13 protein-coding genes are annotated in these 26,772 nt (G+C 48.3%); 11 read left to right on the top strand and 2 right to left on the bottom strand.

What is annotated here, in order from left to right; all coding sequences use genetic code 11:
• Positions 1 to 82: 82 nt before the first annotated feature.
• Entirely contained in the window at positions 83 to 11,551 is an 11,469-nt protein-coding gene (locus tag WBG78_RS17480) for a PKD-like domain-containing protein (RefSeq protein WP_337327753.1), read from the top strand.
• A 378-nt stretch (positions 11,552 to 11,929) separates the two neighbouring features.
• Here the strand turns inward: WBG78_RS17480 and WBG78_RS17485 are convergent, their stop codons facing one another.
• Together WBG78_RS17485 and WBG78_RS17490 are read right to left on the bottom strand one after the other, a co-directional pair.
• The gene (locus WBG78_RS17485) at positions 11,930 to 13,834 is read right to left on the bottom strand and encodes a PAS domain-containing hybrid sensor histidine kinase/response regulator (protein WP_337327754.1); all 1,905 of its coding nucleotides are present in this window, start codon (positions 13,832 to 13,834) and stop codon (positions 11,930 to 11,932) included.
• An 18-nt stretch (positions 13,835 to 13,852) separates the two neighbouring features.
• A complete protein-coding gene (locus WBG78_RS17490) occupies positions 13,853 to 15,214 on the bottom strand; it encodes a sigma-54-dependent transcriptional regulator (protein WP_337327755.1) in 1,362 nt (453 codons plus the stop codon).
• A 210-nt stretch (positions 15,215 to 15,424) separates the two neighbouring features.
• On the opposite strand from WBG78_RS17490, the gene WBG78_RS17495 reads away from it, so the two are divergent.
• The 10 genes from WBG78_RS17495 (at position 15,425) to trmB (ending at position 26,681) form a co-directional block, all read left to right on the top strand.
• Positions 15,425 to 15,883 (top strand): hypothetical protein, encoded by a 459-nt coding sequence (locus tag WBG78_RS17495; RefSeq protein ID WP_337327756.1) that lies wholly within the window; start codon positions 15,425 to 15,427, stop codon positions 15,881 to 15,883.
• A 65-nt stretch (positions 15,884 to 15,948) separates the two neighbouring features.
• Positions 15,949 to 16,512 carry a rhomboid family intramembrane serine protease gene (locus WBG78_RS17500; RefSeq protein WP_337327757.1) on the top strand — a complete coding sequence of 188 codons (564 nt, stop codon included), beginning with the start codon at positions 15,949 to 15,951 and terminating at the stop codon, positions 16,510 to 16,512.
• On the top strand, positions 16,512 to 17,534 hold the full coding sequence (holA, locus tag WBG78_RS17505; protein WP_337327758.1) for a DNA polymerase III subunit delta: 1,023 nt from the start codon (positions 16,512 to 16,514) through the stop codon (positions 17,532 to 17,534). Before WBG78_RS17500 ends, holA begins: the two co-directional genes overlap by 1 nt.
• Positions 17,535 to 17,706: 172 nt before the next feature.
• On the top strand, positions 17,707 to 20,742 hold the full coding sequence (locus tag WBG78_RS17510; protein ID WP_337327759.1) for a tetratricopeptide repeat protein: 3,036 nt from the start codon (positions 17,707 to 17,709) through the stop codon (positions 20,740 to 20,742).
• A gap of 13 nt (positions 20,743 to 20,755) precedes the next feature.
• Positions 20,756 to 22,489 (top strand): hypothetical protein, encoded by a 1,734-nt coding sequence (locus WBG78_RS17515; protein WP_337327760.1) that lies wholly within the window; start codon positions 20,756 to 20,758, stop codon positions 22,487 to 22,489.
• A gap of 132 nt (positions 22,490 to 22,621) precedes the next feature.
• The gene (locus tag WBG78_RS17520; protein WP_337327761.1) at positions 22,622 to 23,401 is read left to right on the top strand and encodes a hypothetical protein; all 780 of its coding nucleotides are present in this window, start codon (positions 22,622 to 22,624) and stop codon (positions 23,399 to 23,401) included.
• A 67-nt stretch (positions 23,402 to 23,468) separates the two neighbouring features.
• A complete protein-coding gene (locus WBG78_RS17525) occupies positions 23,469 to 24,485 on the top strand; it encodes a hypothetical protein (RefSeq protein ID WP_337327762.1) in 1,017 nt (338 codons plus the stop codon).
• Positions 24,486 to 24,492: 7 nt separating this feature from the next.
• On the top strand, positions 24,493 to 24,708 hold the full coding sequence (locus tag WBG78_RS17530) for a hypothetical protein (protein WP_337327763.1): 216 nt from the start codon (positions 24,493 to 24,495) through the stop codon (positions 24,706 to 24,708).
• A gap of 27 nt (positions 24,709 to 24,735) precedes the next feature.
• On the top strand, positions 24,736 to 26,031 hold the full coding sequence (locus tag WBG78_RS17535; protein WP_337327764.1) for a bifunctional folylpolyglutamate synthase/dihydrofolate synthase: 1,296 nt from the start codon (positions 24,736 to 24,738) through the stop codon (positions 26,029 to 26,031).
• The gene (trmB, locus tag WBG78_RS17540; protein WP_337327765.1) at positions 26,028 to 26,681 is read left to right on the top strand and encodes a tRNA (guanosine(46)-N7)-methyltransferase TrmB; all 654 of its coding nucleotides are present in this window, start codon (positions 26,028 to 26,030) and stop codon (positions 26,679 to 26,681) included. The genes WBG78_RS17535 and trmB overlap by 4 nt, the downstream gene beginning before the upstream one ends.
• Positions 26,682 to 26,772 lie beyond the last annotated feature (91 nt).

The raw sequence follows: 26,772 nt of genomic DNA on the forward strand, positions 1-26,772 counted from the left end.
CTGTCGACCAATGGCGGTTACCTTTTTAGGGGGGTAAAAATTAAGTTTCAATAGCTGATTGGCAGCGCTTTACGGTTACTGGATGGCGGATTTTTACAAGGTTGTATTGAGGCTTGCGCTGATCATGCTGCTGGTTGCTGCCGGATATGCCGTGCGGTCCCAGTGCGCTATCACCGACCTCCAGCCTGCGTATTGTATTGACGATGCCCCTGTAACCTTTACCGCAGGAAGTAATGTCTACGGGCCGGGTATTGCGGGCACGACCTTTTCGCCAGCAGTAGCCGGGCCGGGAACCCATAACATTTACAGTTCAGCCTACACCATGTCGAATGTGGGGACGTTCAGTCCCGATCCGACGACAGGAACATCCGTTTCTTTTGGCGCAGGTGAAAACAGCGCGCCAACGCCGATAGGTTTCAGCTTTTCATTTTTTGGGCAAGCGTATAGCTCGCTCGTTGTCAATGCCAACGGTTATGTTACGTTCGGTACCTATCCAGGCTCAGGTGTAAGTCAGTCACTGCCATCAACGACCGGTCCAAACAATCTTATTGCCGGTGCCTGGGATGATCTTGATGTAACCGGAGGTGATATCAATACAGCATTGGTAGGGGTTGCACCAAACCGACGCTTCTTAATTACCTACGACAATGTTGGCTATGCCAGTGCCGGACCTGAAAAAGTTACTTTCCAGATTCAGCTTCATGAGACTTCCAATGTAATTGAGATCCATACTACCAGCGTCCAGGATGATGGTGGCGCAGGTATGACCCAGGGAATTGAAAATCCCTCAGGCGAAGGGGCGTACGCGAATTACAATAATACCAGCTGGACTGCAACCGGAGAGTATCTGTCGTTCACTCCTACATGTGCGATTGTTCAGACGGTAACAGTATCGCCTTCCAATAGCCTTAACGTTGTGGCTCCCGCCACGATATGTCCAGGTTCGGGAGCGCCGGTTACCATCCAGGGCTCGCAAAGTGGTATCTTTTATCAGTTACAAAATGCATCCACCAGTGCAGCACTAAGTTCATTTTATGCCGGTACAGGTGGAAACCTGACTATTCTGAGTAATAATCTGTTTTCAAATACCACAATCAAGGTGTATGCCCGCAATTCAAGTAACGGATGCGATGTGGATTTGACAATGACGGTAACTGTTAATCCGTCCCTTGAACCTGTTACGATAGACAACCAACCCGTTGATGCAACTGTTTGCCAGGGCGTGTCAACGTCATTCACGGTTGATGCAGGGGCCACTACCACACCTATTTACAAGTGGGAGATAAGTACCGACGGAGGTGTGAGTTTCTCAAATGTCTTTAACGTGGCGCCTTACAGTGGCGCCAACACAGCAACCTTAAACATTGCGAATACGCCGCTTTCTCTGAATGGTAATTTTTATCGCGTTCGGGTTTCAGGCGCCTGCGGTCTTCCGGAATTCAGTGACGCAGTTGCATTGACAGTCAATCAAAATGTTTCCATTGGAACAGGGCCAGCGGCCGCTGTGGTTTGCAGCGGAGGGGGAACACAATTTACTGTGGCTGCAACGGGCACCGCACTGACATATCAATGGCAGGTAAGTACTAATGGAGGCGGTAGCTATAGCAATGTGAGCAATGGCGGCGTTTATTCAGGAGCTCTTACCAGTACGCTGAACCTGACCGGTGTTACTTCAGCATACAATACTTACCTCTATCGCGTTGTGGTGGGCGGAGTCTGTGCCGCACCGGTTACCAGCGCGGGCGCGTCTTTAACTGTCAACGATCCTGTTTCTGTCACGATGCAGCCAGTGTCGGCTACCATGTGTGAAAATGGTATAGTGCAATTTACTGTTGCAGCCACGGGTGCAGGCTTAACGTATCAATGGTATGAAGGACCACTAACCGCTCTCAGCGATGGTGGAGTTTATAGCGGAACGGCAACCAATCAGCTAACGCTCAGCAACGTTCCTTCCAGTTTCAATGGCAGGACTTACTATGTAAGACTGGCAGGTACATGCACACCGGCGTTCAACAGCAATGTTGCCACACTAGCAGTTAACGAGCTGCCGGAAGTAATTTCGGATCCGGTTGACCAGGCAGTTTGTTCCGGAGGTAGTGCAAGTTTCAGCGCAAGTGCGGGAGTAACTACCGGTGCCACCTATCAATGGGAGGTGAGTACCGACGGTGGCGGCACCTACGGCAGTGTCGTGGATGGCGGTGTGTACGCGGGGGCCCTAACCAATACACTATCGCTGACAGGCGTATCCAACACCTACGACAGTTATAAATATCGGCTTGTGGTTGGAGGTTCCTGTCCTTCGCCCGTCAATAGCAATGCAGCAACACTGACTGTTAACGATCCGATAGCGATCAGTGTACAGCCCGTATCGGCTACTGTATGTGAAGATGGTACCATACAATTTGATGTTACTGCTACCGGTACAGGTTTGACCTATCAATGGTATGAAGGGCCGTTAACCGCTCTCAGTGATGGCGGCGTTTATGGCGGGACAACGACCAGTCAGTTAACACTTACCAATGTTCCTTCAACCTTTAACGGGAGGACTTACTATGTTCGGATCAATGGCAGCTGTTCACCAGTTAGCAGCAGTGCGGCTACCCTTACCGTTAATGAGAAGCCGGAGGTGACAGGGCATCCATCCAGCCAGGTGATCTGCGCCGGAGGTAATACAACATTCACGGTGAATGCAGGAGTGACTACAGGACCTACCTACCAGTGGCAGGTAAGCACTAATGGAGGCAGTACTTATTCCAATGTGAGTAATGGTGGAGTTTACTCAGGAGCACTGACCAGCACGCTGACACTGACTGGCGCACCCTATACCTACAACACCTATCAATACAGGGCGGTTGTTAACGGCACGTGTGTTGCGCCGGTGAACAGCAATGCAGCAATATTGACTGTTAACGATCCGATAGCGATCAGTGTACAGCCGGTATCGGCTACCGTATGTGAAGATGGTACTATACAATTTGATGTTACCGCTACCGGTACAGGTTTAACCTATCAATGGTTTGAAGGGCCATTAACAGCTCTCAGTGATGGCGGCGTTTATGGCGGGACAACGACCAGTCAGTTAATACTCACCAATGTTCCTTCAACCTTCAACGGCAGAACGTACTATGTTCGTATCAATGGCGGCTGTCTATCATCTGTAAACAGCAGTGCGGCTACCCTAACCGTTAATGAGAAGCCGGAAGTAACAGGACATCCATCCAGCCAGGTGATCTGCGCCGGAGGCAATACAACATTCACAGTGAATGCGGGAGTGACTACAGGACCTACCTACCAGTGGCAGGTAAGCACCAATGGAGGCAGTACTTATTCCAATGTGAGTAATGGTGGAGTTTACTCAGGAGCACTGACCAGCACGCTGACGCTGACTGGCGCACCCTTTACCTATAACACCTATCAATACAGGGCGGTTGTTAACGGCACGTGTGTAGCGCCTGTGAACAGCAATGCAGCAACATTGACTGTTAACGATCCGATAGCGATCAGTGTACAGCCGGTATCGGCTACCGTATGTGAAGATGGTACCATACAATTTGATGTTACTGCTACCGGTACAGGTTTGACCTACCAATGGTATGAAGGGCCGTTAACCGCTCTCAGTGATGGCGGCGTTTATGGCGGGACAACGACCAGTCAGTTAACACTTACCAATGTTCCTTCAACCTTTAATGGCAGGACTTACTATGTTCGGATCAATGGCAGCTGTTCACCAGTTAGCAGTAGTGCGGCTACCCTTACCGTTAATGAGAAGCCGGAAGTAACAGGACATCCATCCAGCCAGGTGATCTGTGCCGGAGGCAATACAACATTCACGGTGAATGCCGGAGTGACGACAGGAGCTACATACCAGTGGCAGTTGAGTACCGATGGAGGAACGACTTTCAACAACATCAGCAATGGTGGCGTTTACTCAGGAGTGCTGACCAGCACCCTGAACCTAGCCGGAGCACCCTATACTTATAACACCTATCAATACAGGGCGGTAGTTAACGGCACGTGTGTAGCGCCTGTGAACAGCAATGCAGCAACATTGACTGTTAACGATCCGATAGCGATCAGTGTACAGCCGGTATCGGCTACCGTATGTGAAGATGGTACCATACAATTTGATGTTACTGCTACCGGTACAGGTTTGACCTACCAATGGTATGAAGGGCCGTTAACCGCTCTCAGTGATGGCGGCGTTTATGGCGGGACAACGACCAGTCAGTTAACACTTACCAATGTCCCTTCAACCTTCAATGGAAGAACGTACTATGTTCGCATCAATGGCGGCTGTCTATCATCTGTAAACAGCAGTGCGGCTACCCTTACCATCAATGAAAAGCCGGAAGTAACAGGACATCCATCCAGCCAGGTGATCTGTGCCGGAGGCAATACAACATTCACAGTGAATGCGGGAGTGACTACAGGACCTACCTACCAGTGGCAGGTAAGCACCAATGGAGGCAGTACTTATTCCAATGTGAGTAATGGAGGAGTTTACTCAGGAGCGCTGACCAGCACGCTGACACTGACTGGCGCACCCTATACCTATAACACCTATCGGTACAGGGCAGTAGTCAATGGCATGTGCGTGGCGCCGGTAAACAGCAACGCGGCGATCTTGACTGTTAACGATCCGATAGCGATCAGTGTACAGCCGGTATCGGCTACTGTATGTGAAGATGGCACCGTACAATTCAGTGTGACAGCCACGGGCACTGGAATGACTTATCAATGGTTTGAAGGACCGCTTACAAGTCTGAGCGATGGCGGTGTTTACAGTGGGACAGCGACTAATCAATTAACACTCACCAACGTTCCTTCAATCTTCAACGGCAGAACGTATTATGTTCGTATCAACGGCAGCTGTTCACCAGTTAGCAGCAGTGCGGCTACCCTTACCGTTAACGAGAAACCAGAAGTAACAGGACATCCATCCAGCCAGGTGATCTGTGCCGGAGGCAATACAACATTCACGGTGAATGCCGGAGTGACGACAGGAGCCACATACCAGTGGCAGCTGAGTACCGATGGAGGAACGACCTTCAACAACATCAGCAATGGTGGCGTTTACTCAGGAGCACTGACCAGCACGCTGACACTGACTGGCGCACCCTATACTTATAACACCTATCGGTACAGGGCAGTAGTCAATGGCACGTGTGTTGCGCCGGTGAACAGCAATGCAGCAATATTGACTGTTAACGATCCGATAGCGATCAGTGTACAGCCGGTATCGGCTACTGTATGTGAAGATGGCACTATACAATTTGATGTTACTGCTACCGGTACAGGTTTAACCTATCAATGGTATGAAGGGCCGTTAACCGCTCTCAGTGATGGCGGCGTTTATGGCGGGACAACGACCAGTCAGTTAACACTCACCAACGTTCCTTCAGCCTTCAATGGAAGAACGTACTATGTTCGCATCAATGGCGGCTGTCTATCATCTGTAAACAGTAGTGCAGCTACCCTTACCGTTAACGAAAAGCCGGAGGTAACAGGACATCCATCCAGCCAGGTGATCTGTGCCGGAGGCAACACAACATTCACGGTGAATGCCGGAGTGACTACCGGACCTACTTACCAGTGGCAGGTGAGCCTCGATGGAGGTACGACCTTCAACAACATCAGCAATGGTGGCGTATACTCAGGAGTGCTGACGAGCACGCTGACCCTAACGGCAGCACCGTCTTCGTATGATACTTATCAATACAGAGCAGTAGTCAATGGTACGTGCGTAGCGGCAGTGAACAGCAACGCGGCAACGCTTACAGTAAATACGCTCATAGCAGTAACCACTCAGCCGCTGTCGACCGCTACATGCGAAAATGGGCCAGCTCAATTTAGCGTGGTAGCAAACGGTACGGGGATTACTTATCAATGGCAGGTTAGTGTCAATGGGGGAGTAAGTTATACCGCGCTATCCGATGGTGGAGTTTATGCGGGTGTAACAACCAGTCTGCTTGATCTTTCGGCGATTCCTTTATCCTACAACAACTACCTTTATCGGGTTGTGATGAGTGGTGCCTGTGCGCCTGTAGTTATCAGTAACGCTTCTACGTTATCAGTCTACCAAAATCCCGTGGTGAATACTGCGCCAGTTGCCCAATCGATCTGTGAAGGATCTGCGGCGAATTTCAGTGTAGCTGCTGTTGGTCAGGGACTCACTTATCAGTGGCAGGAAAATGGTGTCGATATTTCAAATGGGGGAGTGTATTCGGGGGCGACGACGGCGAGCCTTACGCTGAGTAATGTTCCGGTTACGCTGAACTCGAGATTGTACAGAGTCAAAATTACGGGCACGTGTGGTATCGTTACCACCACGGCAGTAGCACTTACGGTGAGGCGTGTTCCAGATGCATTTGCGGCAGATGCTTCGATTTGCAGTGGTCAGACGACCAATGTGGCAATAACCAATCCAAATGGGGTTTCAACGACAACCTTCACATGGACGATTCAAAGTGTTAACAACGTATCAGGCGCAGGCCCCGGTTCCGGATCTACCATCGCGCAGAATCTAAGTTCTTCGGATGGCGTGAATAACGGGTCGGTTACTTATCTGATCCAACCCGTTGCTGCAGGGTGCAGCGGAACACCGTACGCAGTGACCGTACTTGTTACGCCTCTGCCCACGGCTTCTGCGAATCCGCAGACCATTTGTTCGGGCAGTACGACCAATGTTGTGATCACTAATCCAAACAGCATACCTGGTACAACCTACTCATGGACCGTGCTTACTTCGGGTAACGTGACCGGAGCTACCGCGGGTAGCGGATCCGTTATAGCGCAAAGTCTTACTTCAACCAATGGCACAACATCCGGAACGGTGACGTACAGGATAACGCCAGCTACTGGTACCTGCCAGGGAAATACATTCGATGTTGTTGTCACCGTTTCGCCAACACCAGTCATAACCAATTCTCCGTCTACGCTCATACAGGAGATTTGCAGCAGCACAGCACTGAACTTTACGCCTACAGCCTCAATATCGGGTACTACGTTTACCTGGACCTCCACTGTTGTTGGTACGTTAACCGGAGTTTCGGCATCCGGGACGGGAGCGGTGAATGACACACCTCAAAATGCAACAAACACTTCGGCGGTCATCATATACACAATTACGCCTCATGTGGCTGGTTGTGCCGGAACTCCGGTAAGCTATGTTGTAACTGTGCGTCCTGTAACCCAGGCCACAGCGTCGCCACAAACGATCTGCTCCGGTTCAACCACGTCGGTAGCAATAACAAACCCTAATAGTGTCGTTGGGACAACTTATACGTGGACAGCCGTTGCATCGAACGTAACTGGCGCTTCTGCGGGCGGAGGAAACACTATTGCTCAGACCCTCAGCAGCGCTGATGGTGTGTCGAACGGAACTGTTACATATACTATCACGCCGTTGGCCAATGGTTGTGCCGGGCCGTCGTTTCCTGTGGTGGTGACAGTAAAGCCAGTACCTGTACTCACGAACGCCTCAGCAACGCTTTCCCAAACGACCTGTAGCGGAGAAGCCCTGAACTTCGTTCCAACCGCCAGCATTGCCACTTCAACATTCTCCTGGACGACAACAGTGGTTGGCCCGATAAATCCTGCCTCGATATCATCGTCAGGTTCTGGCAACATAACGCATTCACCACAGAATACGGGCAACGTAATGGCTACTGTAACGTATCATATCACACCAGCCTTCAACGGCTGTTCAGGTGCAACTGTTGACTACGTTGTAAATGTGAAACCACTTCCGTCAGTAACTGCGTCGCCGATAACCATTTGCAGCGGACAGACAGCTGTAATAAATCTTTTATCAACTCCTAAGAGCATAGCCGGCACAACCTACTCATGGACGGTTTCTGCCAGCCCCAACGTTGTTGGTGCTTCTGCAGGTGACGGGTCGACCATCAGCCAGCAGCTTACATCTACCAACTCCTCAATAGGTACTGTTACTTATACCGTGACTCCGATGGCCAATGGTTGCTACGGCCCGCCAATAAATGTTGTGGCCACGGTTAATCCTATAGCTTCGGTTAACGCAGGCGCTGACTACGCCGTTTGTCAGCCGTCGACGATATCTCTGTCGGGTGCCATAAGTGGAAGTGCGAGTGCGGGAACCTGGACAATAATTTCCGGCAGTGGCACCTTATCAGCGAGCGCTACGAGTGCAGGCAATGTAACTGCCACCTATACAGTTAACCCATCGGATGTTGGAAACTCGGTAGTATTTAAGTTGTCAACAAACGATCCTGATGGCGCGGGGCCATGTTCAGTTATGACAGACGACCTGGTTGTCAATGTTAACCGTGCCGCAACGGTTACGCTACCTGGTGATTACGTTGTTTGTGAGCCTGCGCTTATAAACTTATCCGGAACGCTGGGCGGCAGTGCCACGTCCGGTTTGTGGAGCCTTGTGACCGGAACAGGAACACTTGCAGCGACGAGCGTAACTGGTCTGACCGCGACTTCAACTTATCAACCTTCGGCCGCTGATGTTTCTACAGTTCTCAGATTCCGACTAACGAGCAATGATCCGGACGGATCAGGACCATGCTCGTCTGCATTCGATGAGATCAACATAACCATTAACCGTGCAGCGCGGATTGATGCCGGTCCCGACTTTGCCGTCTGTGAAGACCAGTCAATTTCCCTTGCGGCAGTTGCATCTGGTGCTACCAGCACAGTGATTTGGAGTGGTGGCAGTGGGGCGGCCCAGTTCTCACCGGTCAATAATGTCAATTCTGTTTACACTCTTACTCCAGCTGATATTACTGCGGGAGGTGTGACGTTGAAGATCACTACAAACGATCCTGATGTTGCCGGCCCCTGTACATCGACGGCTGATCAGGTGTTTGTGAAAATAAATAAACTGCCAGCGGTGTTCCTTGCCGGACTTGAGGGTGTATACGCCGAAAACAGTGGTATTGACAATCTGGACGGATTCCCTGCAGGAGGTTCGTTTACGGGCCCTGGCATTGTGGCGGGTACTAATCAGTTCAATCCGGCCAATGCAGGTTTCGGAACAATCACCATCAGGTATACCTATACAGATCCGGGTACGACGTGTACAAACTACACTGAGCGCACTACCATTGTTAACCCTGTCACTGATGTAGACTTCTTCATTCTGGAAGACAACCGGCCAAATCCATCGGGTAATCCTCAAATATGCGCTAACCAGGGAGATCTAACTCTGGTCGGTATTCCACCTGCGTCGGAAGGTCTTGAACCTACGAAGTTCAGAGCTCTTTCGCCCGAGCTTGTGCCCAGAATTGCATATGATGGTACCCAATGGAAATTGAACACTAATGGGTTGCTGGCAGGTACTTACCAAATGCAGTATATTTTTACAAACGAGTATCATGCTACAGATACTCTGACGAAAGATCTCATTGTATTCTCTGCTCCTCAGGCTTTGATTACGGTAGGTAACAATTGTATTGAAGACGTTCTCACATTTACTCAATCGTCTACCATTCCTAATAACCTTTCGGGTGGTACCATTATTAACTGGAACTGGTTATACGACGAAGGATCGAACGGCAGCACGGGTACGACAGCGGAGCCGCAATATCAATACATTGAACCTGGTCCTAAGAATATTTCACTCGAGGTTGTTACGAATCAGGCGTGCCGGAACAAGATGTCAAAGACTATCGTGGTTGGACAGCCGCCAACGCCTGACTTTACCTGGAGCTCGTATTGCAAGGGAGATGCAACAAAATTTGTGGATCAATCGACCTCTGCATTTGGAGTGGTTAACAGTTATGCGTGGACATTTGGAGACGGCGCAAATTCCGCGACCAAGAATCCGGCGCACACCTATGGCAGCTATGGATACTACCCAGTTAAATTGTCGATTGTGACGGATGCAGGATGTTCTGCTGACACTACGAAGCAAGTTTACATCCAGGAACTCCGCGTGCTGACGGACGATGATCCTTACTATACAAACTTCGAAAGCGGAGCAGGTACGTGGGTGGCCGTAACCAATCCTGGTGACGTGAAAAACAGCTGGGTATTTGGAACACCGAATGGAGAGTTAATTAATTCAGCTAAATCAGGAAGTAATGCTTTCTGGACCGGTTCGAACAGTGGCTCCTATTTCAATAATGAAAATTCATTTGTAATTGGTCCCTGCCTGAACCTCACAGCCCTTAAACGTCCAATGATCTCACTGAACTATTGGGTCGATGCGCAGACAAACTTTGACGGCGCTGTGGTGCAATATTCAACAAATGGTGGCACGACCTGGCAAACAATAGGTGATGCCGAAGGCGGTGGTATCAATTGGTACAATAAGCGTAACCTGCCAGGAGAGCCGGGTGGTCAATCAAACTTTGCGTGGTCAGACCAAACTGATCCGGACAACAATCACACAACAACATGGACGAATGGCCGATACAACCTCGACCAGATTCCTGTCGCTACACGTGATACGGTGATTCTAAGAATTGCGTTTGGCAGCAACGACGATAACCTATCTGACCGAACATTAAACGGATTTGCTTTCGATGACATATTCGTAGGGGAGAAGACAAGAAACGTACTGGTTGAGCATTTCGCCAACACAAACTCACTTGCCAGCAACCAGGCAACGGAATATTTGAAGGCAAGGTATGCAGACCAGTTCTCAACGAAGGACTCAGCAGATTTTATGTTCATGGAATATCACATTCCGTTTGGTTCAAGTAAGGACCAGATCAATGCTGATAACCCCAACGATCCAGTAGCCAGAGCGTTATTCTACAACGCGTCGCAGCCACCTAACAGTATCATGGACGGAATCCAGACGGATTATTTCAATGGATTCGCAGCATCGATTAATAACCTGGAGATCGATCGGCGTGCGCTCGAAGATCCGAGGTTTGCGATCTCCATCGATACGCTGACTGCGTCCGGAGCAACGAATACCACAGTAAGGGCAAATGTTACTTTTACGTATGTTGACACTCTGAATGTACTTGACAATCGCGTGACGATGAATGTGGCTCTCGTCGAACGGGGGGTCGGAGCTAACGGTCCGGTTGTGCGCAAGCTTCTGTTAGGCGGCGACGGCAAAACTCTGGAAAGGTCATGGGCTGCCGGCGATCAGGAGCCTGTAGCAATTGACTACTTAATTGATGTACCTGTTGTTCATCCTGACAGTTTGTACCTGGTGGCCTTCATCCAAAATAATCTTGTGGCATCTGCGTCGGCAAAAACGATCATGCAGTCGAGAGTGATCAAGTTGCGATCAAAGCAGGGGCAAAATATTACGGGCGTCGAAGACAATCCTGTGAATGCTGAATTGCATGATCTGAGCCTGTATCCGAACCCCGCGTCACACGTTCTTAACATTACCGTGCCAGGCACACTGGGCAAGCAATACGTATGGCACATGATCGATCAGCGCGGCGTTACCGTACTCTCAGGCAACTTGCAGCAGGACTTCACGTCGGGCCCGCAGGAGATTGACATCAGCGGACTGGCAAATGGAATATACTTCATGTCTATTCAAACCGGTAGCCAGTCAGTTGTATACAGGAAGATAGCGGTGATGAACAAGAACTAACATTATAGGATTCCGCAATTCGACGGGCTGCTTAAGCGCAAATTTCTGTTCCTTGAGATATCGCTATCTCCAAAAGTGCGTAATGGGCACTGCTTCTTGTGCCGTGTTGTTGTACCAGCAAAAGATTACTGTATTGCGTCAAATTGTCAGTTTGTCCAGTCCGGCTATAGCCCATACAAGTACACAGAGTATAGAGAAGTATAGGGAAGTATAGAGAGGGTATAGAAAAGTATAGAGCGGGTATAGAGAAAGTATAGAGCAGCTATAGAAGCACTATAGGAGATCTATAGAGAAAGACGAGCACGATTTAACACGTGTATACTGTACAGTTAACGAGGTCGCGCCGTAATGTCAGTACGAAATGAATCGAGGGGATGACTACGCTGGTACTGCTTCTTTCGCCAGTTCAGGAAGTATCACGCGGCACTGCCGTACAAAGTCGCTGACAACATCGGGCAGCTCGTCCAGCTTGGTTGAATACTTACTGTTCTCTTCAATAAACAGAATGCTTGACCGCAGAGGGTTCAAGCCCATCAGTGTAAACGATGGTTTTATTTGGTGGGCCATGCGTGCAAGCCTTTCCCAATCCTTGCCGTCCAGCGCGACTTTCATTTCATCGAGAACCGGCGGAATTGTTTGGGTAAACGTGAGCACCATTTCGCGGATGAAATCCTCGTTGTTTCCCGAGACGGAGCGGAGATAGTCGAGGTTGTAGAGTTTGTTCTGACCTGCTGCCTTCTTTACCTTTTCCTTAGGTGTGAGGCGAAGATCCTGGAACAGTTTCCTGTATAAGTCGTCGGGAGAAAAAGGTTTAGGCAGATAATCATTCATGCCTGCCGCGATGCATTTTTCGACGTCGGCCTTGGTGGCATTAGCCGTGAGTGCAACGATAGGAACGTTGCGTGCAGGGGTTTCCATCATCCGAATGGCGCGGGTAGTTTCATAACCATCCATTACCGGCATTTGTATGTCCATGAGCACAACGTCGTATTCCTGGTTCTTTATCTTCTCGATGGCGACCAGTCCATTCTCTGCAGTCTCTGTATAACAGTTCCAGTTTTTCAAAACGCTTTTAGCGTAGAGCCGGTTGATGTCATTGTCTTCTACAAGGAGTACAAACAATTTTGCAGCACCGGCTTTCTTCATTGCCCGTGCATTCTTTGGCGCCGATGTTTCATCAGCTTTGCCGATTGCATAGGGGATGCGCACTGAAAATGTTGAGCCAACATGTTCTTTGCTGCGCACGGTGATACTTCCTTTCTGAAGTTCTACCAGCTGCTTGACGATCGTGAGGCCCAGTCCGGTTCCGCCATACTTGCGTGTTACGCTCGCATCTGCCTGACTAAAGCTCTCAAAAATCGTATTTAGTTTTTCCTGAGGAATGCCAACACCAGTGTCTTCGACTTCAATCTTTACCCAGCATATTCCTTTGGTCTCACGTTCCGCCATGCAATGGATCTTGATCGATCCATTATGTGTAAACTTCACCGCGTTGCTGACGAGATTGATAAGGATCTGATTGAGTCGAACAGGGTCGCCAAGAAGGATTTTGTTCAGTGAGTCGTCGATTTGGTAATCGACATGGATTCGCTTCTCGCGGGCCTGATAAGTGAAAGTACTGATGAGCGATGGAAGAAGGTCGCGCAGGTTGAAAGCGATCTTTTCGAATTTGAGCTTGCCTGATTCAATAGCGGCAAGGTCAAGGATGTCGTTGATAATTACGGTTAGGTTCTCAGCAGAATGTTTGATTGCGCTGAGATACGTTTCGCGCTCGACCGGGCTTGGATTCTGGCTCAGCAGATTGGCCATACCCACGATGCCGTTGATTGGCGTACGAATCTCATGGCTCATGTTGGCAAGGAACTGTTCCTTGGCTTTCTGGAGGCGCACAAGCTCAGCTTCATTCTCTTTGCGCTGCATGATATCGCGACAGTCGAGAATAAAGCCATCCAAACCTTCCTTATGCTTCAGGTTGATGGCGTTGAATTCAAGAAATCTGAAATCTCCATCCTTGCAGAGGAACTGAAACTCCACGTTCTCTGTGAACGCACGCTTCTGGCTCTGCTTAAACTGCCGTGTTACGTCGTTGACAGTTTCCGGTCTTACGAAATCAAAGAAGTTCTTACCGATGAGGCTCTTCGCTCTGTATCCGAGGGTTTCAAGAACAGAAGCGTTGTGATAATGAATCTTTCCGTTGTAGTCGACTACGAAAATGATGTCCGAGCCATCTTCCACAACGGCTTTGTAGAAGGAGCCTTTCTGTACATATTGTTCTATGCGCATGCGCTGAATTAAATGCCGTTAGATACCTGCCACTTCCATTTCTTTCAGGTAGCGGTACAGTGATGACTTACCAATGTCCAGCTTCCGGGCTACTTCCAACACGTTGTTATCGTACTTGTTTAAGAAATGGCGGATGATGCGATACATAAATTCCTGCATGGTCATTTCCTGATAGAGGAAAGATTCCATGCGCGCGGTACTAGTAAAGCTTATGTCCTGTGGACGGATCTCCTGGTCTTCGGCCATTACCGCAGCGAGTTCGATAATGGATTTCAATTCACGAATGTTACCAGGGAATGGATACTGCATGATCTTTTCCTGGGCTTCCGGAGAAATCTTGAACTTGTGCATTTGATTCTCCTGCGCGAAGTTGTCGAGAAAGAACTTAGCAATGAGCAATACGTCATTGCCACGGTCGCGGAGCGGAGGAAGGTGAATTGGCAATCCGAGAAGACGATAGTACAAGTCTTCGCGGAACTTGCCTGCCTTCACTTCTTCAGCAAGGTCCTTATGAGTAGCAGCGATAATCCTTACGTCCAGTTTTATGGTTTGGTTTGCACCGATACGCGTCACTTCGCGTTCCTGCAATACGCGTAAAAGTTTTGCCTGTAGGCTGAGGTCCATTTCACCGATCTCGTCCAGGAAGATTGATCCACCTTCGGCTTCTTCGAACTTACCAATGCGCCGCGTCACAGCGCCCGTGAATGCTCCTTTCTCGTGTCCGAACAATTCACTTTCGATAAGTTCACGGGGTATCGCAGCGATGTTAACAGCAACGAACGGTTTGTTCTTGCGCTTGGAGTTATAATGGATCGCCTTTGCTACTAATTCCTTACCGGTACCCGTTTCACCCGAAATACTTACCGATATGTTTGTTTGAACAGCCTTCTCAAGGAGGCCAAAAGTCCTCTTGATGGCCGGGCTTGTGCCGATTATGCTTTTTTCGAACTCGTATTTTTCAGAGATCTCCTTCTTCAAATGATCGATCTCCTTGATGAGTGAAGTCTTGTTACGCGCGTTGTGAATTGAATTCAACAAGCGGTCTTTCGTTTCTTCATCTTTTGTGATGTAGTCGAAGGCGCCAGACTTCAACAGTTCTACGGCCGTATGGATTTTCTCCTGGGCCGAGACGATGATTACGCTGATGTTGGGGTCCTGACTTCTGATCTGGTTTAAAACCTTTTCGCCTGGCATATCCGGCAACGAATAGTCCAGCGTTATGATAGCAGGATTTTTATACAGGTTGGCAAGACAGTCTTTGCCGGTTGTATAATACTCGACTTCGTAGTCGGGATTCAATCCCAGAACATACTTGAGAAACTTCGTGTAAGCGAGATCGTCCTCAACGACGAAGATCTTAACCGGATCTTTTTCGTACATGATTGTGTGGCGAAGGTTTAAAAATTCAGGACAGTTTAAAAAATGATTTGAGACCGAATTCTATCCATTATTTCCGGCAAAAAAACTGCAAAACAATGCAATATATGCCATCAGCCATATAAGGGTCCAATTCGGAAAAAGAAAGCGCATTTATTCTCGTTGTTTGGCGTAAAATTCCAGTCGTACAGTCAACAGGCTGTTTCTAGTGCTATGATAAGAGAGTTTGAGAAATTAACGGATGGGGAAATCGACCTGATGCTGAAAGCGCCGGTACTTGTATGTATACTCATTGCGGGTGCCGATGGCAACATCGATAAGAAGGAGATCAAGGAGGCGATCACGCAAACACAAAAGAAGACGAGCGCTGTACTGGCGGGCTACCTGATTGAGGTTTCGCAGGATTTTGAAGACAAATTGAAAGTTCTCATACAGAGTTATCCTCACACACCGGCAGAAAGGGGTGTGGCCATAATGAAAGAGCTAGGTCAGCTGGACACTGTTTTTGCGAAAATGGACAGGAAGTTTGCTGCCCAGGTGTACCAGATGCTTCGCCAACTGGCTTCTAAGATAGCGTCGTCATCAGGAGGGATTTGGGGGATGAACACAGTAACTGACGAGGAAGCTAAGTATGTAGAACTTGCCGTGATCCACGATCCGATGAAAGTTTGATATTTTTTGCGGCGACGTGCCTTCCCGTTGACGGGCAATCTTCATATTTGCACCCGAAAATCAATATGGCATCTGAGTCGACAATTTTTGGCAGCTCCATAGTACCCTTTAGACTGGTGTTTCTGATGTGGGCTGCATTCTATCTCGAGATCCTTCTCAACTTTCCTCTAAACGACTTCGGCATTACGCCGCGAACGTTTCATGGATTGATAGGCATATTCACGATGCCTCTGATTCACGGTGATGTTCTGCACCTCATATCCAACACGGTTCCCATGCTTTTCCTTGGTGCCGTGCTCTTCTTTTTTTACAAGCCCATTGGCGGGCAGGTTTTCACCCGGGCATATTTCTGGACCAACATTCTCGTTTGGCTTTTCGCCCGTCCAGCTAATCACATCGGAGCCAGTGGACTGGTGTATGCACTTGCTTTTTTCCTGATATTCTTTGGGTTCCTCAGACGCGATTTTATGTCCATTATCATTTCATTGACGGTACTAATCCTGTATGGTGGAGTGTTTTACGGAGTGCTGCCAACTGATCCGCGTGTATCCTGGGAGTCGCATTTTGCCGGCGCATTGGTTGGTGTCGGATCTGCTATTACCTTTAGCGGTAAAAAGAAGGTAAGCTAATGGATGCCGCAGTCAGGAAGATTCTAACAGACATTAAGAGCAACAAGTACGCGCCAGTATATTTCCTACAGGGTGAGGAGCCATTCTACATAGACCTTATAGCAGACTTCATCGAAAAGTATGCACTGAGCGATGCAGACAAGGGCTTCAATCAGGTGGTGCTGTATGGCAAGGATGTGACGATGGCCGCCATTCTTACCAATGCCAGGAGGTTTCCTATGATGGCTGAGCGACAGGTGGTAATCGTAAAGGAGGCCCAGGACATCCAGGATCTTAACCGGGAATCGGGATCGAAGTTGCTTCTGGATTACTTATCGAAGAAGGTTCCCTCGACGGTATTGGTATTTTGCCACAAACATAAATCACTCGACAAGCGCAAAGAACTAGGGAAGAAGATCGATCAGCTTGCAGTAGCGCTGAGCACTAAGAAACTTTATGACAATCAGCTTCCTGAATTCGTCAATGAGTATACGACTGACCGTAAGATTCCTATCGAGGACCAGGCTATAAGAGCATTGTGTGAGTTCGTGGGTAACGATCTTCATCGCCTCGCCAACGAGATCGACAAGCTTATCATATCGCTGCAGCCGGGAGAGGCGATCACTGCCAATCTGGTGATGAATCAGGTTGGCGTCAGCAAAGAATACAATATTTTCGAATTGCAGAGAGCCATTGTGCAACGCGATCACATCATGGCGAACAAGATCGTTAACTACTTTGAATCCAATACCAAAAAGAATCCCGCCATACCAGTTGTTGCCTTCCTGTATTCTTTTTTCAGCAAGCTTCTCGCCGCAAGCCAGGCCACAGACAAGAGTGACAAAGGGCTTGCTAGTGAATTGAAAGTGAGTCCTTATGCAGCGCGTGACTACAGTAGTGCTTTACGTGTCTATCAGACTCCAAAACTGATTGATATCATTAGTTCGCTCAAAGACGCCGATCTTAAACTGAAAGGTGTGAACACCGGAAGTGCTGATGAAGGTCAGATCGTAAGAGAGCTTGTTTGGAGAATGATGAATTAATTCGTCGATTCTTTATTGCAAAACAAATTTGCACATCTCCTCATCCGGGCATTACCTTTAAGTCCTGGAAGTCTAGCCTTTTTTGAAGGCAGCTACTTTTTAAGCTTTTTGGTTCCTTTTTTGCAATATTTTTTTTGGAACACTGTTCTACTCACAACCCAGACATACTGTAATGCACAGGTATATAATTCTATTCTTATTTGTTGCTTCACTTCATCAATCATTTGCCCAGGACCAGCTATCTCAAAACCGAGTTGAAATGCTTTATCGTCGTGGTACAGAGTTGGTGAACCATTCCAACTATGGCGCCGCGCGTCAGGTGTTTAGCGATTTTCTTCAGGCAGCTCCCGTTACAGACTCAAGACGCTCGGAAGCGGAGTACTACGTTGCTTTCAGCGCGCTCACTCTGGGGCATAAGGATGGCGAGAAGCTAATCGACGATTTTATCGACAACAACGCTGCAAGTCCGAAGGCTGCGACAGCGTACTATGACCTGGCCAATTTCTTTTACTCACAGGGCAACTATGTGAAGGCGTCAACCTATTATCGGAAGCTCGACTTCGCTGCCCTCACATCAGATCAACAGGCGCAGGCTCATTTCAAATGGGGTTACTCATACTTCAATCAAAAGAAGCTTGAAGAGGCATTGGAACAGTTCAACTTTGTAAAAAGATTATCCAATACCTATTCACCGGCCGCTAACTACTATGCAGGCTTTATCGAATATTCTAAAGGAAGATTTGACGAAGCTCTTACTGATCTCAAGAAGGCGGAAGCGAATGCCGCTTATGCCAAGATCGTTCCGTATCTGATTGTTAACATTTACTACAGGCAGGGACGATACGACACAGTGCTCGAGTATGCCAACACGCTGAAGTCGCGCACTGATGTTACCAATCAAAATGAAATTTCTGTTCTGGTTGCAGAAGCGCAGTATTACAAGGGCGACTTCAAGAAAGCACTGGAGGCGTACGAGAAATATCTGGAAAATGCTCCGAAGGCCGAGTCGTCGCTTCTCTTCCGCGCCGGCTATGCGAACTATTCTGCAGGCAATACCGATAAGGCCATTGCTTACCTCGAGCGTGCAGCTGCAGCTAAGGATACCGTTGGCTATTACGCGTCATATTACCTGGGCGTTCTGTACCTCAAAAAAGGAAACAAGCCATATGCCCTGAATTCATTTAGCCATGCGCGCAAGAATCCTAAAGATGCGAGGTTAGCAGAGGAAAGTTCTTTTCAATACGCGAAGGTTGCCTACGACGCCGGTAAACCAGATCTGGCGATAGATGAGTTTGAAAAATATCTGGAGCAGTATCCAAGGAGCACGCATGCAGTTGAAGTAAATGAGCTGCTTGCTCAGGCGTATGTCAATGGGAACAATTACAACAAGGCAATTGAATACATCGAAACACTGCCTTCACGTAATCAGTATATCGATCAGGCATTTCAAAAGGCATCTTTCCTGAAAGGAACAGAACTCTTTAACAAGGGTGAATATGAGCAGGCTGTTGCAAACTTTAACAAGTCGCTGGAGTATCCGAAAGACAAGCGGTATGTGGCGCTTGCGAGTTACTGGAATGGTGAGGCATATTCTATTGGCAAGCGATGGTCTGAGGCGATTTCCAGTTATCAGCGAGTAATTGGTGTGTCGTCTGACGCTGATCCGGACATTTTGCTCAAGGCAAAATACGGACTCGGCTATTCGTACTACAATACAAAAGAATACGACAAAGCGATGGCAAACTTCAAAGAGTTTGTCAGCGGAAGCAACAAATCAACGCCCAATTATGCTGACGCGGTAATCCGTATTGCCGACTGTTACTATGTGAAGAAACAGTACAGCGATGCGTTGGATAGTTATAGCAAGGCGCGAACGCTTGGTTCACCTGACAATGATTATGTCCTTCTTCAATCGGGCGTGATCTATGGTATCCAGGGAAAGTATCCTGAGTCGAGGAGCAGCTTTAGCGAACTGGCAAAGTCGTATCCTAAGTCCCGATACCGCGATGAGGCAACATTCCAGCTTGCACAGTTTGACATTGAGCAAGGCAATAATCAGGCAGCCATAGATGCATTAACACAAATCATTCGAACAGGTACCGACGCACGATTCATTCCGCTTGCATTTATGCGTCGTGGTGCAGCATTCTTCAACCTGAAGCAGTATGATAAGACAATAGGAGACTACAGTGCGCTCATTCAGCAGTATCCAACGCATCCTGCGGCCCAGGATGTGTTATTGCCATTGCAGGAGGCCATGAACCTCGCTGGCAAGTCCGGCGATTTTGATAAATATCTCGCGATGATCAAGTCTGCCAATCCGGATAACAAAGGACTTGAAAGCGTAGAGTTCGAAACTGCGAAGAATTTGTATTTCGATCAGCAGTATCAGAAGGCCATCAATAGCCTTAAGGGTTTCCTGAGCAGCTATCCGCAGTCGGCAAAAACGTATGAAGCAAAATACTATGTAGCGGAATCATATTATCGTCTCCGCGACTATGACCAGGCCCTTCCTTTGTACAAGGAGGTTGCTGAAGAGATTCCCTCGGGCTTTGCTGGTAAGTCTGTAGGACGTGTGGCAGAGATCGAATATCGTCAGGGCAGGTACGACAATGCTGCGGTTTCTTACCGGAGCTTTGTACGCCAGGCAACAAATCCCAAAGATCAGTTCCTGGGATGGTCGGGGTTGATGGAGTCTTTTTATCAGTTGAAGCAGTATGATTCGACAGACTACTACGCAAAGCTTATCCTGGCTCGTGGGAATGTTAGTGCGGGTGCTCAGAACAAGGCTTCACTCTTTCTTGGAAAGACAGCCTTTGCCAAAGGAGATCTTGATGGAGCCAAGGACGAATTCCTGAATACGCTAAACGCCGCGCGCGATGAGTATGGAGCCGAGGCAAAGTATCTGCTGGCCCAGGTGTTTTATCAGCAAAAGCAATACAAGCAGTCGTACGAAACGCTGATTAGTCTGAACAATGATTTCTCATCATATGAAGACTGGGTTGGAAGATCATACCTGCTCATAGCTGACAACTGCGTTGCAATGGATAACGTGTTTCAGGCGAAAGAGACGTTGAAGTCTCTAATTGATGGATTCCCTCAGCAAAAGATCAAAGACGAGGCCAGGGCAAAGCTCGCCGTGATCGAGAAGGGGCAGGCTGAAAAAGAGGCCGAAGCAGAACAGGATACACTGGATGTTAATCGATAACTATTTTTTTGAAATGACGAAATCGTTCAAGTATAACGAGATTATGAAGCGAAAGGCATTCCGGTTGATTGGTCTTACAACTACTCTCGTAGTGGCGGGTACTCTTGCTGGTTATGGTCAGGTAACTGACAAAGACAAGGGAAAGCCAAAGAAGGACTGGGAGAAGGATGGCGGAATTGAGAACGTTGAAATAAAGATCTACACAGAACGTCAGATCACGTTGCCCGAGGCAAACCGAAACTTTGACAAAATACCACCTCGCGCATCTGAACCTATAAAGCCGCCGATCACTTACGATTTTAAGTCGGTTAATTTTCAGCCTCCTCCGATCAGTATGCAGCTTCGTCCTTTGAAATTGAAACAGGAGGGCGAGTCTAAAGTTTATGGGGGATATGTGCGCGCCGGATTCGGAAATTATGTGTCACCATTATTGGAAGCATACTACAATACGACGCGCGATAAAAACAAGTTATTGGGTGCACATGCTTATCATCATAGCTCAGCCCGCGGTCCTGTTGATGGAAAGAATTCAGGAGGAGGAACATCGGGCATAAGCGTTTTTGGCAAGACTTTTAACGACGCCATCGCTCTATCCGGTAATGTGGACTTCGAGAACAGGACGACGCATTTTTATGGCTATCCGGAGGGCGCGTCCGTTAATGCAACGGCGATTAAGCAGTTCTACAATTTGTTTAAGGTATATGGTGATCTGACGAATTCGTCGAACACGGATTTCTCTTATAAGCTCGGGGCTGGTCTCAGCCATCTGAACGATAAGTTCGACGCAAAGGAAACGCAGATCGATTTGCTTTTCAGATCCGCCTACAAGCTAAATGACGATCAACGGATCAACATCGATGCAGACTACACGATGATCAACAGAAAAGATTCGAAGGTTAATATAGGGGCCAGAAATCTCTTTGTTGTCACCCCGTCTTTTCAGTTCGAGCCAGTCGAAGATCTGAAAGTGAAAGCTGGTTTGAAGGTTGCCTTTGAGAACGATACTATCGATTCTAAGAATCTTCACGTCTATCCGGACATCGAAGCAACGTACCCCATTACACCAACGCTTGACGTATTCGCATCATTGACCGGTGGAATTGAAAAAGTGTCTTTACAGTCGTTGTCATATGAGAACCTCTGGCTTGGCTCAAATGTGCCTATCTTTCATACAAACAAAGCCATTGACTTCACGGGTGGAATCAAGGCGAGACTGGGCAGCAAAATTTCGGCGCATGCCGGCTTGTCAATGGCAACGTTGAAGAATTACTACTATTTCGTGACGTCAGAAACTGATCAATCGAGATTTGATGTGGTGTATGATACTGGCGAAGGTACGCGCAGGGTAAATCTTTTTGTCGCGTTGGGCTACGTGCAATCGGAGATGGCGAAGTTCATGTTGCGCGGCGACTTCTTCGGTTATAAGACGGGTAACAATGTTGCAGAGGCCTGGCATCGTCCGACATATCGGTTCACTGCCAATGGATCGTACAACGTTTATGATAAGATATTACTGAGCGCAGACATCATTGCTCAGGGTGGAATGAAGGCATTTGATCCCGTGACTGACAAAACGGTAAAGCTGGATGCGGCATTTGATCTGAACTTTAAAACTGAGTACATCTTTTCACAAAGCTTCAGTGTTTTCGTTCAACTGAATAATATCATATCAAACAAGTACCCTGTATTTTTGAACTACCCGGTAAGAGGCTTTCAGGCGACTGCCGGGATCACCTGGAGTTTCTAGGTGGAGAGTATAGGTGTGGTCGTTGAGGCTGTCTGTTGGTGGGAGTGATGGAGGTCAGGCGGCTTGTATTGATTGAATATTAAGATTAACTTTGATTAATTTTAACTTAGGAATAACCATAAGCTCCCTGATATGTCAACACCTACAAATGAGAACGAAGAAGAAAACAAAGAGAACATCGACAACCCGGATGATTCCTTTGGACTTCCCGAGATAGACTACGAGCCACTAAAGCGCGAGGAGCCTGCCGGGGAGCAAGACGCTCCGTTCGCATCTTCGACAGACGCTGGCTTTACTCCACCTGAGCCGGTCATGGATGTACCAGCACCTCCTGTTCAGGAGAGAAAGGAATTCGGAGAAGAGAACAATACTTACTATGAGCCTAATTACAATTACTCTTATGAGGAAGAGCGGCCTTCCGTTTGGCCAAAGGTGTTGTTGGTAGTTGCATTGCTGATAGCAGCAGGCGGATTGAGCTGGTGGTATTTTGGAAACTATCGCCCGAATCAATTGGCGCTTGAGTCCAGAAGGGAACGTGAAAGACTTGCTGCCGAGCAGGAGGAGCAGAGAAGAGCGGCTGAGCAGGCGGCGCGTGAACGCGAAGAAGCAGCGAAGCAGGCCCAGCCCGAAACACCGGCAGCTTTGCCGGCAGGGACAATTGAAACATTGACCGGTCGCTCCGGGCGATACTATGTTATCGTCGCCAGTTCTATTGACGGCGATCTGATCATGGACTACGCAAAGAAGCTGAGCGCAAAAGGTGTGACATCGCACATCATTCCTCCATACGGTAAAGTTCAGTTTCACCGGTTGGCTGTTGCCGACGGAGACACTTACGCAAATGCCCAGTCGACAGCTGACGGAATGAAAGGCGGCGACTACGGTGACAAGCTGTGGGTATTGAAATATTGACGAGGTACACAGGACATCAACACGAGTTGCCTCAGACCCGAGAGAGGTTAAATAAAGATTTAGGGACATGAAGGACTTCTTCAGACAAAGCAAGCAGTTGAGGGTGATGATGGAAGAAGAGCGATTGAACAAGAAGAATCGCGTCGTTGCTGCCCTGACTACGGCCGGCCTTCAGGGCCTGCTAATGATAGCGCTTATTATGCTGGTCGCGTGGACTCCCCCGGATCCACCATGGGAAGCCCAGGGCGGAGGAGTTGAATTAAACTTCGGCCTGGATGACGAAGGCTTTGGAGACCTTCAGCCAACGGAGCCAGTAGGCAACCGGGGTACCCAGGAAGAAGCTCCCAGGAGACAGGAAGAACCAGCGTCAACACCTGAGGTGAAGGAGCAACCTCAACCTGAGGTGAAGCAACCTGCGCCGGTTGCAGAGGCGAAAGAAGTGAAACCAGAAGTGGCTGAAAAGAACGACGATCCTGAAAGTCCGGTTTTAGTCAAGGAAAAGAAGCCTGAAGAAAAGAAACCTCCTGTTGAAAAGCCTGTAGAGAAGATTCCTGAAAAGGTTGTTGAGAAAGCGCCTGAGAAGAAGGTAGAAGAGAAGAAGCCAGAGGCACCTACGGTTGATTCAAAGGCAGTGTTTAAACCCAAAGAGCAGACGGCAGCGGGGACGGGCGAGTCGGGGGAAAAGGCTGGTGTGCTAGGGAATCACGGTGATGACAAGGGCAAAGTAGGCGATAAGGGAAGTCCTGAGGGTAAGCTTGATGCCAAGGCTCTTTATGGTTCGCCTGGTTCCGGAGGCGGAACGGGTGGTGGCAGTGGCGTTTCAATGTCAGGATTTAATGGATTTGACTGGCCGAAGGTTCAGACACCAACGTTGCCTGATGATGCTTACGGAGTTTATGAGTTTATAGTGAAGGTAGACGAGAATGGCGATGTCATTTCTGTTAAACCTTTACAGCGCGGTCTTAGTCTCGAAGCGGAGCGAAAGCTGAGAGAGATGATCGAAAAACTTGTGTTTGTTCCCAAGGGTGCGAACCTTCCTGCTCAGTCTGAGGGAAAGATAACTTTCCGGGTAGTATCCAAGTAAGAGTGTCTTGAAGAACGGTGAGGCGGCGTATGTGCAGTTTTTGCAGGATGTAATGATTACCATCCACGAGAACATACGCGAGCTTAAAGAACGGAAAGGCTTTGCCGAGACCGATGAGCTTACCTACATAGAAGCCAAGCTTATTACATATCATGAAGTGCTGGCGATGTTGCGTATGAGCGCCGACGAGTTTGGTATCAATCGTCGTGAGATTGGATTGTAAGGCAGCAATTCCTAGTATTGTCGCCCCATGTTCGAAAGTTACGACGACGCAGTTCAGTTTCTCTACACCAACCTGCCGATGTTTCAACGCATTGGCGCGGCCGCGCTGAAGCATGATCTTTCGAACACAATCAGGTTGTGCGAGGCGCTTGGGAATCCCCAGCTGAAGTTTAAATCCATTCACATTGCAGGAACGAACGGAAAGGGAAGTTCGTCGCACATGATTGCTTCGGTGCTTCAGGAGGCAGGCTTCAGAACCGGGCTTTACACGTCGCCGCACCTCAAGGATTTTACCGAACGAATCCGTCTCGACGGAACACCTGTTTCCCGTTCGTCAGTCCTGGATTTCGTGAATAGAATACGCACCCATATTGAACTGATTCAGCCTTCGTTTTTTGAAATAACGGTGGCAATGGCGTTTGATTATTTTGCTCATGCCGGAGTTGACGTCGCGGTAATCGAAACGGGCCTCGGTGGCAGGCTTGATTCAACGAACGTGATCACGCCGGTAGTTTCACTCATCACCAATATAGGTTGGGACCACAAGGATATTCTCGGTGACACACTCGAGAAGATAGCCTGGGAGAAGGCTGGAATCATCAAGCCCGGGATCCCGGTAGTGATCAGCGAGCGACAGGCAAATATTGAACACGTGTTCCTGCAAAGAGCCCGTGATCTTAAGTCACCGATTTCATTTGCAACTGATTCCTATGAGATCGATCAATTAAGCAACAATGGCGTCAATACACTCCGTGTTGTGAAGGGTGAGGAACTTATTTTTGAATCGTTAGAACTTCCCCTACAGGGAAACTATCAGAGAAAGAATGTCGCCGGAGTGCTGGCCGTGATTGACACACTGAGGCTGAATGGATTTAGTATAAGCAATGAACAGGTAGTAAAAGGATTAGCTGGTGTCGTGGTTAACACAAATTTGAAAGGGCGATGGCAGGTACTTTCACGCCGGCCATTACTCGTATGCGATACCGGGCACAACATTGATGGCATCCGTGAGGTGGTTGGTCAGATTCACGGGCAGCAGTATGAGCGATTGTATATGATTATTGGAATGGTGAAGGACAAAGACATTACATCGATTCTTGTTGAATTGCCGCGGGAGGCAACGTACTATTTTTGTGAAGCAAAAATACCGCGGGCGCTTCCTGCGGAGCAACTTAAAGTTGCTTCTGAACGAGCAGGTCTTTATGGTGAGGTGATAACAGATGTTAATGATGCGATTAAGAAAGCTTTAAGTGTCGCCGGAGAAAACGATTTAATCTTTGTAGGAGGAAGCACATTCACTGTTGCTGAAATTGACAATTTATGAAACGCAAGCTGGAGCGGTTTAAGATAATTGAAGAACGTAGCAATGTCATAGAAAGGACAAAGGACAACTACGAAAGTATTAAGGGCAACTGGAACGCGGAACATTTTAAGAGTGACCGTCCAATTACGCTTGAACTTGCCTGTGGCAGGGGAGAATATAGCGTTAACCTGGCGCGGACTTTTCCTGAACGGAATTTTATAGGCGTGGATATAAAAGGTGAGCGCATATGGAAGGGAAGTACGCTGGCTGTTGAGCAAAATTTAACCAACGTTGCATTCTTAAGAACACCGATTTTGCTGATCGAGAATTTCTTTGCACCAGGCGAAGTCGATGAAATATGGATTACATTTCCCGATCCTCGTCCGCGTAAGCGCGACATCAAAAGACGTCTTACAAGTCCCCGCTACCTTGACTCATATAAGCGCCTGGTTAAACCAGGCAGCTACATCCGATTGAAGACAGACAATACGGCATTGTTCGAGTATACGCTTGAAAGCGTGCAGGAACGAAATGATATTCATGACCTGAGATGGACGCGTGATTTATATGAAGATCCGTTGCGTCCGGAATGCTTCGATATAAAGACGCGATATGAGGAGCAATTTTCGGCGAAGGGGGAGAAGATCAAGTATCTGCGCTTTCATTTCTGATCGCATTCGATCGCATAACAATTTCATAACAGGTGCAGATGTGTTGGACTGGTGGCGAAGTGCTACCTTTGTTGCGGGTAAACGTGTCTGC

The sequence above is a fragment of the Chryseolinea sp. T2 genome, assembly GCF_037203685.1.
Lineage (GTDB): Bacteria > Bacteroidota > Bacteroidia > Cytophagales > Cyclobacteriaceae > Chryseolinea.

What these genes read in the sequence shown, in the direction of transcription:
- WBG78_RS17520 (WP_337327761.1), top strand. Translation starts at nt 22,622, where the DNA reads ATGTCAACACCTACAAATGAGAACGAAGAAGAAAACAAAGAGAACATC.
- WBG78_RS17485 (WP_337327754.1), bottom strand. Translation starts at nt 13,834, where the DNA reads ATGCGCATAGAACAATATGTACAGAAAGGCTCCTTCTACAAAGCCGTT.
- holA (WP_337327758.1), top strand. Translation starts at nt 16,512, where the DNA reads ATGGATGCCGCAGTCAGGAAGATTCTAACAGACATTAAGAGCAACAAG.
- trmB (WP_337327765.1), top strand. Translation starts at nt 26,028, where the DNA reads ATGAAACGCAAGCTGGAGCGGTTTAAGATAATTGAAGAACGTAGCAAT.
- WBG78_RS17480 (WP_337327753.1), top strand. Translation starts at nt 83, where the DNA reads ATGGCGGATTTTTACAAGGTTGTATTGAGGCTTGCGCTGATCATGCTG.
- WBG78_RS17490 (WP_337327755.1), bottom strand. Translation starts at nt 15,214, where the DNA reads ATGTACGAAAAAGATCCGGTTAAGATCTTCGTCGTTGAGGACGATCTC.
- WBG78_RS17515 (WP_337327760.1), top strand. Translation starts at nt 20,756, where the DNA reads ATGACGAAATCGTTCAAGTATAACGAGATTATGAAGCGAAAGGCATTC.
- WBG78_RS17500 (WP_337327757.1), top strand. Translation starts at nt 15,949, where the DNA reads ATGGCATCTGAGTCGACAATTTTTGGCAGCTCCATAGTACCCTTTAGA.
- WBG78_RS17525 (WP_337327762.1), top strand. Translation starts at nt 23,469, where the DNA reads ATGAAGGACTTCTTCAGACAAAGCAAGCAGTTGAGGGTGATGATGGAA.
- WBG78_RS17535 (WP_337327764.1), top strand. Translation starts at nt 24,736, where the DNA reads ATGTTCGAAAGTTACGACGACGCAGTTCAGTTTCTCTACACCAACCTG.
- WBG78_RS17510 (WP_337327759.1), top strand. Translation starts at nt 17,707, where the DNA reads ATGCACAGGTATATAATTCTATTCTTATTTGTTGCTTCACTTCATCAA.
- WBG78_RS17495 (WP_337327756.1), top strand. Translation starts at nt 15,425, where the DNA reads ATGATAAGAGAGTTTGAGAAATTAACGGATGGGGAAATCGACCTGATG.